This window comes from Endozoicomonas sp. (assembly GCF_051008435.1).
Lineage (GTDB): Bacteria > Pseudomonadota > Gammaproteobacteria > Pseudomonadales > Endozoicomonadaceae > Endozoicomonas_A.
Genome location: NZ_JBPCXO010000526.1, coordinates 16556 through 31157 on the forward strand (window position 1 = coordinate 16556; position 14602 = coordinate 31157).

Here is a 14602-nt window from a genome sequence, read left to right on the forward strand (position 1 = left end):
TCAGACGACACTTACAGCCAATTTCTTATTTTGGGAACCATCCCCCCTGTGGGAGGAATGGCTCGTACACACTGAACAGTGCGGATTTACAATCAGAACTTGTAGTCCAGGTAAACGCGCAGCTGGTTTTCATCATTTTCGCCAGGTACGTCGTCATGGGTGTACATTGCATAGCGAACGCGTGTGCTCAGACCTTTAACGTTCTGGAACTTGTACTTCAGGTCGAATCCATGCTCGGTTTCGGAAGCGTCACCGCCGCCGACAACGTCGATACCGGAACCGTGACGTAATTTGTAGTCGATTGTCAGGCCTTTGAAGCCAGCGTCGGCAAAGTTATAACCAAAGCCAAGAGCAACGACTTTCTCACCATCCCAGTAGAACTCTTCAACCAGACCAGAGTTGGTCCAGGTGTTCCAGGCGCCGTAGGAGTAACGACCGAAGTCATAGTAATGACGACCTGTTTTTTCTACACCACCGTAGGTGTAAGAGTCAGCAGTCGAGTAACCCAGACCTGCGCGAACATAGGCTGCACCGAAGGAGTATTTGGCATTGAAGTCAAAGGTTTGAGCCTTATCGCCAAAGCCGTTACCACCCCAGCCACCACGGCCGCTCCAAAGATCACCGTTTTCCTGGGAAATGCGGTAGTTACCTTCCACGGTCAGACCATTGCCATCAGCCAGCTTGGTGTGATGTTTAACAATGAACTGATGGCCTTTCAGGTAGTCCTTGGCGAAGCCATTCAGGTACTTCAGGCTGAAGTTATTAATCTTGTAGTTAGCTTCCATGCCCAGAATGGAGTCAATACGCTTGCCTTCGTAAGTTTCCATCTGCTTCATACCAGCAGTGTCTCTTGGCAGGACTGCGTTAACCCAGGCGACACCAAGATTCAGGCCGCTGAAGTTAAAGTCAGCATCAATACCCTGCCAGGAGCTTGGAATCGAACGAGAGCCAGAACCTGAAATCAGGCCGGTATAGATACGGGCACGACCGGCTTTGAAAGAAGCCCTCAGATCCTTGTCGCCAAATTTACCTTTCAGGTAAGCCTGACCCAGTTTGCTAAAGCCGTCTTTATCACCGTAGGTCAGCAGGTTTTTAGGATCTTTGGTGTCGCCGTCATCAATGGCCGTTGCTCCATAGTATGAGGCATCAAAGCCGATGGTGTCGAAAGCGTAGCCAGACTTGAGGTTGACAACTGCACTGGCAGTCCATGCGCCAGCGTCGCGTCCGCCTTCTTTCTTGTCAGCGTCGATATAAACCGTTCTCAGTTTGCCGCTGATCGAAGCGTCTTCGTAAAGTGAACTGAAGTCCGCGTGTGCTGTTGTTGCAGTGATAGCTGCAGTAATAGCCAAACAAAGTGTACTCTTCCGGTACATCGTAACTCCCTGGTATGTGCTTGTTGTGTTTATTTTTCTGGTCAGTCATTTCCAGGCAAATTTAATGCCGATGGAAAGCCCCTTGTGACCAGCTTGTTGTCAGCGATTCATGCTGCTTTTTGGGCAGATGTGATCGGGTTTGGGATTTTAGTACCAGTTTGATTAATTTGCATCATAAATTTATAAGTTTGTTGACTTAGAAGTCAGATTTTTTGATTGTTCTTCCTGCATAGATCTACTGCCATAAAGTTAACGAAATTATTAAGCGACAAGTGTCTTCTTAAAAATGAAGCGTTTACAAACTAATCGTTTTGATTAATTTAAGTGGTTGTCTGTATTTAAAAAGCGGGATTCAGTCATTACGAGAGAAATGAAAAAGTGATGCAAATAATGGGATTCTATTATTAATTACTGCTCTGGAGGTAAATAAGGACAGGGAATTTGAACCAGCTGGTCATTCCCGTCCACATACCAGTCTATTTGCTCATTTTTGGTGCTTAGCTTAACAGTGACTTCTGGTTCTGTAGCATTAACAATACCCCGTTTCAAAGATTCCATGGAAACAATGGATCTGCCTGTTATTTGATAAGTTTCCAGTCCCATAATGCCGGCACCACGAGCGCCCAATAAATAAGAAGGTTTGCTTGCTATCATCGTATAATCGATGGCGAGACTTCCATCAGCCTGTTGCGTGACCGTCACTCGGTTACTGTCCTTGGGGTCTCTTCCCATGGGCGTTAATAGAAAAGGAGTCGCTTTTCTAAGACGATAAGTTTCCAGTTTGGTCTGGTAAGCTGCAAAGGTCTGAGTCAGAAGTTTTGATAAGGCCTTGGCGGCACGTCTGTTTCCAAGAAAGCGCATCAGATGCGTCGTTTCCAGTGTATGGCCGGAATGGGAGTAGCTTCGATCCTTTCTTTTCTTTTTGCTGCCGCTGGCGACTGTGAATTGAAAATCTGTTCTGGGTCGATCCTTCTCGAATTGAGTCAGCATTTCATCGGAATCATTGATACTGGCCAGGATAGATTGCCACTCTTCTGACATTATTTTTCGAATGCCAAGGAACTCTGGAGAAACTGGCGATTGCTCATTAAGGCCGTATTTCAGGGCTTGGGGCAGTCTCAGGCTGGCTTCTTGTGACTGATGGGTCAGCCATTGCGCGGAAGGGTCTTTAATGACTGTCCGGGTTTGTGGAGACACATCAGACAGTAAACAGGCATCATGCACTTCTTCAATCAGCGTAAACAGTTGTGCCATACCTTTGTCGTATGAAAAGTCTTCGGTTTTTTTAGCCACGCTGGTCAGTAGTGCCGGTATATCAGCAACGTATAATTTTCTTAAATCTTTGGTAGTGGTGTTGAATCGCTCCACTCTTTGGACAATAAAGCGCATGTCCTGATGAAAAGTCTGTTGCCAGAGGGAGTCCTGAGTACCATTGGCTGGTTGCTTGTCGATCATGTGCTGGGCAATCAGAGAAAAAAGTTGACTGAACAGTCTCATTTGCTCAGGTGTCTGAATCATTAATCCCATGACGTAATGATTGAACCTTTCTCCTGTCAATTGGTGTTGTTGAATATCGGTGAGTATTCCAGCCAAAATCGTGTGTGTGTTTTCATCCAGAGACGCTGAGCTTAACGAAACAAGGCATTCAATCAGTACCGGCTGAATGGGGTTTGAGTCTTCTGCTGTTGTCAGTTGTTGTTCCAACGTCTGATGGGCTTGCAGGGCGCTGACAAAGCGTTGTATCGACTGGTCTAACCCTGGAAAATACTGAATACCGGGGTGAAGCGTCAATTCAAGCCAATTGAGCAGGTTATCTTCCTGTATGGGTTCCAGAAGCAGACTTTTTACAGGCTCATCCAGTAATGGAGACAGTGTGCGACAGAAGTGCTCCAGCTTCTGCACGGTCATTAAGCCTTTCTGTTCGGACACCAGCGAGTGGACCGGGCGTGACAGGCGAGTGCGCTCCATCTGTTCAAGATGATCTGGCGTAATATCGACCGATAGGAGACGGTAACTGTCGGCCCCGCTCCTGCGGATAAAGCCCATCTGGCTCAAGTCATCATTGGAAAAAAGCGGAGCTTCTCCTTCTCTGGCAGGATAAACGCAATGGAATACAAAGCCCTGATCAAGTGTGCCTCCGTCACTTAACCATGCTCGGCCAAACTCGACAGGGTCTGGGCAGGAGAGGTAACGATCCAGCAGAAACAGTTTCCTGTCATTCAGTTTGGATGCAAAGAATCCTGATGGTTTTAGCGAGTTGACCTGTCCGGAAGCCATTCCGAGCTCTGTTAATACAAAAGCTACTTTGCTGTGTAACTGGTCTTTGTTCTCATAAAAGTCTGAGTAGTGCAGTTCCAGAGTATCTACGAAGCGATCCAGCTCATGCTGTCTGAGCCTTGTATTCCGTAACTGCAGTAGGGCTTCACCTTCGCCTTTAGCGGTAACTTGCCATTGTTCCAGTGTTTTTGCCGAGAAAGGCTGGCCTGTAGGGAGGGAGTTGTGTGCAGACAATCTTTTGACTTTATGACCCAGCCAAAAACCGGAGATGCGACTCAACCCACTCGCAAAAGAGTGAAAGGCTGAGCTGACAATACTGGGTATCCGCATACCGGTTTAATCTTCCATGATAAGACTGAAGTTATTCAGTGCAAATATTTAGGTCCTTAATATAAAAAACTAGAAAAAAAAGAGAGGGTTAGCCAGTCAGAGAGCATCTGGCATCGTAAACTTGCCAGTGAGGCTCTCTGTTTGGAGGTCATTTCTACCGCTTTTGAGGCTAATCTTCCCGTTCAAGCATCCAGTCACCGGGCAGCCAGAAATCGTCCAGGTCCAGTGAAAGCACTGGCCGGTCGCCCTGGTCAAACAACGCCTTTGCGTCTTCGAAGGCCTCCACGCAATCATCCTCCAGAATGGGGCCGATCAACTCAGGTCGGTACTCACTGTCTTTGCCTGCCCGGTCGAGGATTTCACTGGCTTCGAACCCAAAGGTGCAATTCCAGAGTTCTCTGAGACGATTTCTTGAAGCACCGTAAACTATTTTGGCAATGTTAATGTCGTGCATCTTGCTCCAGAGAATAGTGGACATGGCGGCACACTCTGGCTCAGCGTTGGTCAGCAGGATCAGTTCCTGATCCCGGCGAACATGATAATTCTGTACCAGTGCATGCAACGCCAAACCTTCAGCACTGAACAGGGGGCTGATGTGGCGAGCATAAGCTGCAGTCACCAGTATCTGGCCGCATGGATCCAGAATACAACAGGAAAAGGGGGCTACGGGGTTGGCATTGATGCCGAGCTCGATCAGCTCTCCCATCATTTCTTCATACTCTTGCATGACCTTTCTCCGGGCTTAGTAACAACGTGAAGATAAACATGGGCTATAAGCTAGTCATAAATTGGCAGTTTTGCTCTTTTCCCGTCAAAAGTGTTTTCTGGATGGGCTTCTCATCGTGGTGATTAGCCAATTGTTTTAATTGCAGTTCCATGGCAGAGGTTTCAACGGTACTATTCCCCTAAGGGAATCCAAAGAATCATAAGCCCGCAGTATAAGGTGAATAACGAATGATACCGGTTATTCTTTCAGGAGGCAGTGGCACACGCCTGTGGCCTTTAAGCCGGAAAGACCATCCAAAACAATTTCTGCAGCTGCTCTCGGGTCACTCCCTGATCCAGCAAACTCTGCTTCGTCTGAAGGGGGTTACCGAGCAGAAGCCCATCGTGATCTGTCATGAATTCCATCGTTTCAAGGTATTAGAGCACAGTCGCCAGATCCATCAGTCTATGGAAGCCATTTTTCTTGAGCCTGTGGCCCGAAATACGGCACCGGCACTGGCGCTGGTGGCCCTGCAAAGGGTAGCTCTAGGGCTGAATGAACCGCTGCTGGTGCTACCGGCTGATCATAGAATTCTTGATATAAAGGCATTTCAGCAGGCGTTAAAGATTGCTGAACAGCACGCCCTGACCGGCGCCCTTGTGTCTCTCGGAGTAGAAGCAGAAGAGCCTCACACTGGTTATGGCTATATCAAGCGGGGAGGGAAGAAGGGCAATGCTTACCGGATAGACAGTTTTCGTGAAAAGCCTGACCTGATGACAGCCAGGGGGTATGTAGAGTCAGGTGATTATTACTGGAACAGCGGTATTTTCATGTTTCAGCCCGAGGCTTATCTGGATGAGTTACAACGCAATGAGCCTGGGATCGTAGTGGCTTGCCATAAAGCCTTAAGCGGTTTGCATGAAGATTTGCAATTTCTTCGGATCAATGAAAAAGCTTATGCCAGCAGTCCTTCCAGCTCCATCGACTATGCCGTCATGGAACATACCCGCAAAGGTGTTGTGGTCCCGGTTTCCTGTGGCTGGTCAGACATTGGCAGCTGGACTTCCCTGCAGGCGTGCTCTCAACCGGATGACGCCGGTAATGTCATCAAAGGCAAGGCCATCGTCGAGCAGTGCAGTAACAGTTATATACGGTCAGGGCACCGAACCATCGCGGCGGTCGGTTTAGAAAATCTGGTGATTGTAGACAGTCATGATGCAGTGATGGTGGCTCACGCGGATCATGTGCAGGACGTAGGTAAGCTGGCAAAACAGTTTCAGGCCTCTGCAGTGGTTTCATTACCCCAGCAGGAAGAAGAAGTGTTTCGTCCCTGGGGTCATTACAAAAACCTGTCAGTGGAAGAGGGTTACTGTGTCAGGAAACTCAGTATTCTTCCAGGTGCTTCCTTGTCAGAACACAGTCATAAATTAAGGTCAGAAAGCTGGGTAGTGCTCAAGGGGCAGGCCAGAGTCCGTGTAGAAGGGCAGGTGCATGATTTGGGACCCGGTGAATCGATCAATATAAAGAGCCCGCTCAAACACCGACTGGAAAATAGGGGTAAAGGTACTCTGGAAATCATTGAAACCCAGACGGGGCTGGCTATCTCGGAAGAGGATATCGATCGAATTTAGCCTGGCTAAGAAACATGTTTTGTGACTGGAAGTCATAGAACATGTTTCATCTGGAAGCGATCCGTCTTTCAGTTCACAAAGGCAACGCTGTAGTGGATTTAACCGAGGCCAGAGCCAGGGCTGTTTTGACATGGCTGACTCCGGGCAGGGTCAGCAGTTCTTTCATGATAAATTCATTCAGCGACTGACTGTTAGGTGCCATAACTTTGAGCAGATAGTCTCCGTCGCCGGTAATGGAGTGGCACTCCAGTATCGGGTCCATATGAAGGATGGATGTCTGGAAGCTTTCTGCTGAATGTTTACCATGCTTTTCCAGAGTGACTGTGACAAATGCAGACACATCAAGCCCCAAAGCAACAGGGTTCAGTTGTGCTACCTGCCGCTTGATATAACCCATTTTTTTCAGGCGGCTAATCCGTCTGGAGCATTGGGAACTGGACAGATTAACCCTGAGGGCCAGGTCTGCCAGTGACACGCTATCTTCCTTCTGCAGGCTATCCAGAAGACTCACGTCGTACTTATCTAATGTTTCAGCCATCATGAACACGGTCCTGGCATGCAATGAAATTGCATGATCCTGTTTTATTACTTTTTATGTCGCAACCATTTTGCATGACCACCCTTTTATACTCTATTTAATCAGTGGATGCAGCTCTTTCAATGAGTACTTTCGCTCGGTTGTAGCCACTTATGCGTCTTTCCCTGAATGAGGTGATATGCCATTCAGGGTCTAAGCAGCCATGAGCTCAATAAGAATCGAATAAATTGCTGATGCGCCAGGGTTGGCCGATAGACAGCATAGCGGACTTTACAGGGACAGTTAGCCCGAATCATCAAGAATATGAGGGTAATTCATGAAAGGTATTGGCCATTCTGCAAAGGTTTCTGACATCAATCCTATGGGGACAGACGGTTTCGAGTTTGTAGAGTTTGCTTCTGCAGAACCTGCTGCACTTCATACGTTTTTTTCCAGCCTGGGTTTTCAGGCTTCAGCTCACCACAAAAGCAGGGATGTAACGCTTTACAAACAGGGTGATATTCATTTTCTGGTGAATGGTGATGCCAGTAGCTTTGGTCGACGCTTCCACGATAAGCATGGCCCCTGTGCGTGCACTTTTGGTATTCGCGTGGCTGATGCGGACTATGCGCTTGAACGAGCCCTGAGTCTTGGGGCAGAGCAGGGGGAGTCAGAATACTCTGTCAACGGTCAGGAAGTTCCCTGCATTGTGGGTATTGGCGGTGCGCTGGTTTATTTGGTGGAGCGCTATGGGCCAGCTGGCAGTATGTATGATGATGACTTTGAGTTTGCGAAGGATTCAGGCAGTGCTTCTAACGTTGGTTTGGAAGTCCTTGATCATCTGACCCACAATGTGGCCCGTGGCAACATGGATAAGTGGGCAGGCTTTTATGAAACACTCTTCAACTTCCGCGAAATTCGATATTTTGATATCGAAGGCAAACTGACCGGATTGAAGTCCCGGGCCATGACCAGTCCCTGCGGTAAGGTCAAGATTCCCATTAATGAATCTTCTGATGATAAGAGCCAGATCGAGGAATATCTCAAGCAATACCAGGGAGAAGGTATTCAACATATCGCCCTGACAGCCGGCAATATTTACGACGCAGTCGACCGAATGCGGGATCTGGGAGTGAAGTTCATGACATCACCGCCAGAAACCTACTACGAAATGCTGGATGAGCGTCTGCCATGGCACGGTGAAAATGTTGAAGACCTGAAAACCAGAGCTATTCTGATGGACGGTGCCCCCACCGCTGATGGCGGTCTGCTACTGCAGATTTTTACTGAAACCGCCATTGGGCCGATTTTCTTCGAGATCATCCAGCGTAAGGGCGACGAAGGTTTTGGTGAAGGTAACTTCAAGGCTCTGTTTGAAAGCATGGAGCGGGATCAGATCCGCAGAGGGGTCTTGCAGGACAACTGATTTTTCTGCTATTTCTCAGGTAGAGGTGGAGAACATAATCCTCTACCTGATCTAAAGCAGGATCAGGCATCAAAAGTGCATGATTCAAAGCTCTGAGAAATAATGCGTTTTCTCAAAAAGGAATTTCAGTTTGAAGAAGCCCACTAACTATGTAGCCCGAAAGCCAGACGAGCACGGCTTTATTGAGTATCCTGCCGAGGAGCATGAAACCTGGCGAATACTCTATGAACGTCAGATCAAGGCTCTCGACAACCGGGCCTGCCCCGAATTTCTCAAGGGACTGGAGATTCTCGGTCTATCTGCTGAAGAAATTCCACAGTTAAATGATATTAATGAAAAGCTGCTTGAGTGCACGGGATGGTCGGTAGCCCGGGTACCTGCCTTGATTTCTTTTGATCGTTTTTTTGAATTACTGGCCAATCGCCAGTTTCCTGTTGCTACTTTTATCCGAACCCTTGAGGAACTGGATTATCTTCAGGAGCCGGATATTTTTCATGAGATTTTCGGACATTGTCCATTACTGACGAACCCGGATTTTGCTCAATTGACCGAGATCTACGGTCAACTGGGTCTCAAGGCCGGCAAGGAAGAAAGGGTTTATCTTGCGAGACTGTACTGGATGACCGTCGAGTTTGGCCTGGTCAGTACCGACGAAGGTCTGCGGATCTATGGAGGCGGGATTTTATCCAGTTTCAAGGAAACGATCTATGCTCTGGAAAGCAGTGAGCCAGTACGTCAGCCCTTTGATTTGATGGCTGCTCTGAGAACCCCGTACCGGATCGATATTCTTCAGCCCGTTTACTTCATTATTCAGTCACTCTCTGAGTTGCACAGCCTGACAGAAATGGATCTGATGGCCAAAGTTCATGACGCGATGAAGCTGGGTCTGCTGGAGCCTAAGTTCGCACCCAAGACAGCCTGAACAGAACTCTGCTGGCACAGGGATGTGTTGAGTTTGGGTAGAAGGTTGTCAATTCAATGAAATTTTCATGATGTCTGGTCGATAAACCCCGTATCCAGGTTTATGGCGGTGATCATGAGCAAAAGGCTCCGCAAACTCCCTTCATTTCGCTCATTCAATGTGAGAACACCTTCTGTTCCCCAGATTTTTATTTGGTTTAATGCTCTATTGCTGCTGTTTATAGGTGGTTTGTCTGTTGTTCTGATACTGGCCGTTTCTGAAGAACCTGATATTCGCTACTCAGGTGGCGGTGGCAAAGACTCCTATGCTCATACCGAAGAGTGGATGACCCATATCCGAGATGCCTTCGAACAGGAGCAGTTGAACCGACTGATCATTGAGCCTGAAGATATTAGAGACCTGACTTTTTATCTGGCAAACAGGGTTCGTATCTCAGGTAAGAAAGTGTTGGCGATATCGGGGGTAGCCTCTCATTTTAATGATGAATCTGTGATTGTCAGAGCTTCTGTTCGATCGCTATTTGACCAGGAGGTTTATCTCAATCTGACCATTGAATTCTCAGAGCATGAGGAGCTGCCCAGGCTGGACTCACTCAAAGTGGGTAAAGTAAAGTTTCCGGGCTGGCTGTTAAGCTTTTCGTTTCATCATCTTCTGATTCCATTTCTCACATATGAGCAAGCTGCTTTCTGGCAGGCAGTGACCGGCTCGGTAAAGTCCTTTGATATCACTTCAAGACGGATTGCACTGGTTTATCGCTCAGGAAACGAGCTGAGAGAACAGCTGAAGGCCAGAGCCATGAGTCTGATGGTGGGTTCTCCGGAAGAAAAGCAAGCCATTCAACTCTACCTGGATGTCATTGCAGCGGCTGCTGCGCAGCAAAGTGGAACTGAGCTTCAGTTTTCAAAGTTGCTGCATACTTTGATGGGATTAGCCAGGGCAAGAAGCCTGGAAGGGGGCAATGCGGTCAAAGAGAATGAAAGAATGCTCAGGGCCATGGCCATACAATTGGCTGATCCATCAACACGAGTCTTTCTTGCACCGGGTATGAAACCCTATCCGCTTTCAAGACCTGTTCTGCTTCGAGGCAGAAAGGACCTTTCCCAGCACTTTATGATCAGTGCCGCATTGGCTCTGACACTGGACGAAGAGTCAGCTCTGAATATCGGTGTCAGCAAAGAGAGAAAAGACGCCAGAGCGGGTGGCAGTGGTTTCAGTTTTTCAGATCTGGTGGCCGATCTGGCAGGTATTCGATTTGCCATCCTGGCGACTGAGAATGAGTTCAGGGCTCGCTGGTTACAAGATTATATTCTTCAGCACAGGGGTGAGCATGTTTATATGCCAGATGTCAGCTGGTTGCCCCAGGGGCTGACAACTTCTGCCTATGAAGATCTGATCCGGCATCCACTGTATCCCGCTATGCTGGATCGTATCCTGAAGCGTATCAATAACCTTCCAGTGAATCAGTCTGACATATAATATCCAATCATAACTCTATGTTTCATGCCTGTCTTACGGTTGCTTTACCTTTAGGTTCCTGATAGTTTTTCGGCGTTCATGCGGGGCTACTTTCTGAAGTAAGGGTCAAAGCTCTATGAGAGAAGGTATTGGCTTTCGCAACCGTTATACCATTCAGACTTCTTTATACGATGTTTAGGGTATTTTTTCAGTCATTAGATGTGACATGATGTCGCCGTCGTTCGTCTCAAAGCATTCAAAAAATGAGCAAGGATTCGATACATTTTTGCCATGCCAATGGATTTCCTGCACCGGTCTACCGCCAATTTCTGACTCCCCTGGAGAATCAGTTCCAGATTCAGTATCTGGAATGCCATGGCCACAATCCCGATTATCCCGTGAGTGATCATTGGGAACACCTGGTAGACGAACTGATTGACCAGCTTGAGCGTCGATACGATCAGCCTGTCATTGGTCTGGGGCATTCTTTTGGTGGGACACTGACCTGGTTTGCATCAAGACGAAGACCCGATCTGTATAAAGCGGTTGTGCTGCTGGATGCCCCCTTGATGACCCCTCTGGACAGTGGTTATATCCGGATGGCAAAAAAGCTGGGGATCATTGGTCGTATAACGCCTTCTCGCAGAGCTTCTGAAAGAAAAGCCCAGTGGGACGATCGGCAGGAAGCACTGGATTATTTTCGTACCAAGTCCCTGTTTGCTCAGTTTGATGAACGCTGCCTGGAAGATTATGTGGATTATGGTCTGAATTGTCACAGTGATGGGTTTAGTTTGAAGTTTGATCCTGCTATAGAAGCAGCTATTTTTGCCAACTTGCCTGATCGTTTTCCCAGCGCAGAGAAGCCTGGGGTACCATCATCCATGATTTATGGCGAGGGCAGTGACCTGTTGTCACGAAGGCGAGTCTGGGTACATCGCTATCTGACAGGTTTGGAAATGCAAAGTACGCCTGGTGGACACCTGTTTCCTCTGGAGTATCCGGAAGCATCAGTAAAGAGTGTCCAGCGTATGATAGAGAGGCTGACAGGAGAAAATTATGGAGCCTAGGGACATTGAAATCAGTATTGGGCGGATGAGCTTCTCGGGTCAGGAATGGGGTGACCCTCATGGAAAGCCTCTGATCGCCTTGCATGGCTGGCTGGATAATGCGGCCAGTTTTGCACCACTGGCGCCTTTTCTGAAAGGTGTTCGTTTGATTGCCATTGATCAGGCAGGTCATGGACGTTCGTCTCATCGTCCGGATGAAGTGGATTATTCTATCTGGCACTATGTTGAGGACCTGGTTGAGATCGTCGACACTCTCGAGCTGGAGTCATTCAGCTTGATGGGGCATTCCATGGGAGCCATAGTGTCTGTGATGGCTTCAGCCGTTCTGGGTGAGAGGGTTGAGAAGGCTATTATGCTGGATGGTCTTTTCCCGATGCCCCGAAAGCCGAAAGATGCCCCCAATGCATTAGCCGCTTATATCCAGGAACGTAAATCCTTCCGAAAAGGCAAGCCCGTCAATCGTTATCGATCACTGGAGCACGCTGTCCGTGTACGTTGTCTGGGACAATTTCCGGTGAGTCGTGACTCTTCTGCCTTGCTGGTGGAACGTGCTTTGGTCCAGGATGGTGATGCTTGGACCTGGCGTACAGATCCGCGTCTGAATCTGCCTTCACCCACTCGTTTTACAGAAGATCAGGCACTGGCTTTTGCAGAACAGATGCGTTGTGACGCTCATATGCTTTATGCGAAGGAAGGCTATGTTGATGCGCTTATTGAACCTCATCGTGAGCGTCTCGAACCTATTCAGTTTTATCCCATGCCGGGTTCCCACCATTTTCATATGGACGGCGAAACTGAATCTGTTGCCAGCGTTGTGAATACTGTTATGAGCTCTTGACTGTGTTAGGCTGAAGGCTGATGGGAGTCATAGCCAGTGGCTTCCCTGGTGATTCTATTAGCCATAAGCCGGAAATATCGCTGATTGGAAAACAGGCCACTGGATTCGTACTAGTGTCTTAAAAGTCTAAAAAAAGTGCTATTTCCTGGGTCAGGAGTGAAATGCAATCTATGGCCATTTTTCATTCTTTATTAAAACAAACCTCCTCTTTTATGTTGGCAGGTGTTTTTCTTTTGCCTGCTACCGTCTTTGCTACTGAAATAGCGCCGTTTCCCAATGCCAAACTTGACCTGGAGCTCAAGCAGCACGTGACCAGTTATCCGGTCATCAGCAGCTCAATGAAGAAGGTCAATGGCGTGGTTACAGCGGACTCAGAGCAGTGGCTTGATGGCTCTCTTGATAGAAAACTGTATCTTCTCCCCAATGGTAAAAGCAGTGATGAAGCGTATCGTTTTTTTACGGGTCAGTTTGAAAAGCTGGGTGTCACGCCTGTTTTCAGTTGTGATCGTTTCAGCTGTGGTGACAGTAATTTCTGGGCGAATAATATTTTTGATATAGCCCGTCTGTATGGCCTTGATAAAGAGCAGGCCTATTTTCTGGGACAAAAAGATGTTGCGGGAAAAACAGTCTATTACCTGACTTATACCGTGAAAAGAGGTAATAAAAGGGAATATGCCCTGGTCGATATTTTTACAGTAGGTAAGACAAAAGCCAACCGGAATAATCAGGTTTTTATACCATCGTTGCCGGATAGTGTATCTGCTTTAGCCAGCTCGGAAGCGTATAAGGTGCTACTTACAGCCTTTGGAAAACAGTCTAAACCGTTATTGATTACGGTTGAGTCGGCTTCTGCTGGGCGAGTCTCTCAAGTTGATAGCCTCAGTAGGCAGTTAGAGCAGTTACAGAATCTTCTTCAGTCGAAACTGCAGGAAGATGGCATCAGCTCAAATCGCTTTCGCATCCAGTCTATTGTTGGGGATCAGGGAGAAGGCTTCATCCACTGGCAAGTACTTCAATAAAATAAGTCTATGCTCTGTCATTGCTCATAGTGTTGAGAAAAATAGTTGAGAAGGTTCTCATCTTTTAAAATGACCTAACGATGACAGATCATAAGCCTTCTTTTCGATCGCTCCAGCCAGACTCGGGAGAAAACAGTCTGACTGGATTTTACTCTATTAGTTGTTATCCAGCTGGATTTTAATTTCGAACACTAGACTGTCTGCAGTCGATATGAGCTGGCACTTGGTTGTAAAAATCGAGCTAAGTTATCAGAAATAAACGACGTATGATTTCCAGATTCCAGAACTTCTTTCTGAAATGAGTAAGGCTTTTTCAGAAGAGTCAGCTTGTGCCAGAAGTCCATTCTCATCCCAGGCAGCACTTTGTCCAGCAGGAGTCCAGCTGCCATTTGGGGTGCTATGATTCGCCATGGTTAGCAGAATGTTATGCTTTTTTGCGGTAGATGCCATCGTGGTTGAGTCTTTGTCGTATCCCTGCTTTGAGATTAACACTGAGCCAGCGTAAACCGTTGCTCTCATTTTTGTACATTGTTCTGCATGATCTGAATGACTCATATCAGCACATATGCCCAATGCCACCGTCTCATCATGAATTAAGATCAACTTGTGTTGCTTCCCCGCTTGAAAATAATTTTGTTCAGTTCCATGGAGATGAATCTTTGAGTTATGTTCTACGCAACTGTCTGGTTTGAAGATCAGGGAAGCTAAAGATAATTGCCCTGAGTCACAGCGGAGTGGGGTGCCGACAACAATAATAATTCCATACTCTCTGGAAGCTCGGACCAGCGGCTGAAGTCGTTGATCATCTTTTGTGAAAGACAGCTTCTCTGCTTTTTCCGGAATATATCCCGTCAGAGAGAGTTCCGGGAAGATAATAACCGAAGGCTTAAATCGGGATGTTTCATGAATGGCGTTGAGATGGCTATTGATATTGTACTGAATATCAGATGTTTTGATGGGGATTTGGGCAGAGACGATTCGGAAGTTATTCATTTTCTCTAGACTGATTTGTTCAAACGGTGGCTTGCCTTAACTTAAGGC

12 protein-coding genes are annotated in these 14602 nt (G+C 47.4%); 7 read left to right on the top strand and 5 right to left on the bottom strand.

From position 1 onward, the window contains the following. Positions 1 to 92: 92 nt before the first annotated feature. The 3 genes from ACR2PX_RS26550 to ACR2PX_RS26560 all read right to left on the bottom strand — a co-directional run bounded on the left by ACR2PX_RS26550 (position 93) and on the right by ACR2PX_RS26560 (position 4707). On the bottom strand, positions 93 to 1373 hold the full coding sequence (locus tag ACR2PX_RS26550) for an OprD family outer membrane porin (RefSeq protein ID WP_434002368.1): 1281 nt from the start codon (positions 1371 to 1373) through the stop codon (positions 93 to 95). 408 nt (positions 1374 to 1781) lie between these two features. Next, positions 1782 to 3980: a hypothetical protein gene (locus ACR2PX_RS26555; protein ID WP_434002369.1), complete on the bottom strand. Its 2199-nt coding sequence runs from the start codon at positions 3978 to 3980 to the stop codon at positions 1782 to 1784. A gap of 169 nt (positions 3981 to 4149) precedes the next feature. Beyond that, entirely contained in the window at positions 4150 to 4707 is a 558-nt protein-coding gene (locus ACR2PX_RS26560) for a hypothetical protein (protein ID WP_434002370.1), read from the bottom strand. Positions 4708 to 4934: 227 nt separating this feature from the next. Between ACR2PX_RS26560 and ACR2PX_RS26565 the strand changes: the two genes are divergently transcribed. Next, positions 4935 to 6317 carry a mannose-1-phosphate guanylyltransferase/mannose-6-phosphate isomerase gene (locus ACR2PX_RS26565; RefSeq protein WP_434002371.1) on the top strand — a complete coding sequence of 461 codons (1383 nt, stop codon included), beginning with the start codon at positions 4935 to 4937 and terminating at the stop codon, positions 6315 to 6317. A gap of 73 nt (positions 6318 to 6390) precedes the next feature. Here ACR2PX_RS26565 and ACR2PX_RS26570 read toward each other — a convergent pair whose 3' ends face one another. Continuing rightward, positions 6391 to 6858, bottom strand: a complete 468-nt coding sequence (locus ACR2PX_RS26570; protein WP_434002372.1) for an Lrp/AsnC family transcriptional regulator — start codon at positions 6856 to 6858, stop codon at positions 6391 to 6393. Between the two features lie 313 nt (positions 6859 to 7171). Between ACR2PX_RS26570 and hppD the strand changes: the two genes are divergently transcribed. The 6 genes from hppD to ACR2PX_RS26600 all read left to right on the top strand — a co-directional run bounded on the left by hppD (position 7172) and on the right by ACR2PX_RS26600 (position 13561). Next, complete coding sequence (gene hppD / locus ACR2PX_RS26575; protein WP_434002373.1) at positions 7172 to 8260, top strand: 4-hydroxyphenylpyruvate dioxygenase; 1089 nt, start codon at positions 7172 to 7174, stop codon at positions 8258 to 8260. Positions 8261 to 8390: 130 nt separating this feature from the next. After that, positions 8391 to 9182, top strand: a complete 792-nt coding sequence (gene phhA / locus ACR2PX_RS26580; RefSeq protein WP_434002374.1) for a phenylalanine 4-monooxygenase — start codon at positions 8391 to 8393, stop codon at positions 9180 to 9182. Between the two features lie 114 nt (positions 9183 to 9296). Beyond that, the gene (locus tag ACR2PX_RS26585) at positions 9297 to 10658 is read left to right on the top strand and encodes a hypothetical protein (RefSeq protein ID WP_434002375.1); all 1362 of its coding nucleotides are present in this window, start codon (positions 9297 to 9299) and stop codon (positions 10656 to 10658) included. Positions 10659 to 10900: 242 nt separating this feature from the next. Then, positions 10901 to 11704 carry an alpha/beta fold hydrolase gene (locus tag ACR2PX_RS26590; RefSeq protein WP_434002376.1) on the top strand — a complete coding sequence of 268 codons (804 nt, stop codon included), beginning with the start codon at positions 10901 to 10903 and terminating at the stop codon, positions 11702 to 11704. Further along, positions 11694 to 12542, top strand: a complete 849-nt coding sequence (locus ACR2PX_RS26595) for an alpha/beta fold hydrolase (protein WP_434002377.1) — start codon at positions 11694 to 11696, stop codon at positions 12540 to 12542. The genes ACR2PX_RS26590 and ACR2PX_RS26595 overlap by 11 nt, the downstream gene beginning before the upstream one ends. A gap of 170 nt (positions 12543 to 12712) precedes the next feature. Continuing rightward, the gene (locus tag ACR2PX_RS26600) at positions 12713 to 13561 is read left to right on the top strand and encodes a DUF4892 domain-containing protein (protein ID WP_434002378.1); all 849 of its coding nucleotides are present in this window, start codon (positions 12713 to 12715) and stop codon (positions 13559 to 13561) included. Positions 13562 to 13810: 249 nt separating this feature from the next. Here ACR2PX_RS26600 and ACR2PX_RS26605 read toward each other — a convergent pair whose 3' ends face one another. After that, on the bottom strand, positions 13811 to 14554 hold the full coding sequence (locus ACR2PX_RS26605) for a carbon-nitrogen hydrolase family protein (protein ID WP_434002379.1): 744 nt from the start codon (positions 14552 to 14554) through the stop codon (positions 13811 to 13813). Positions 14555 to 14602 lie beyond the last annotated feature (48 nt).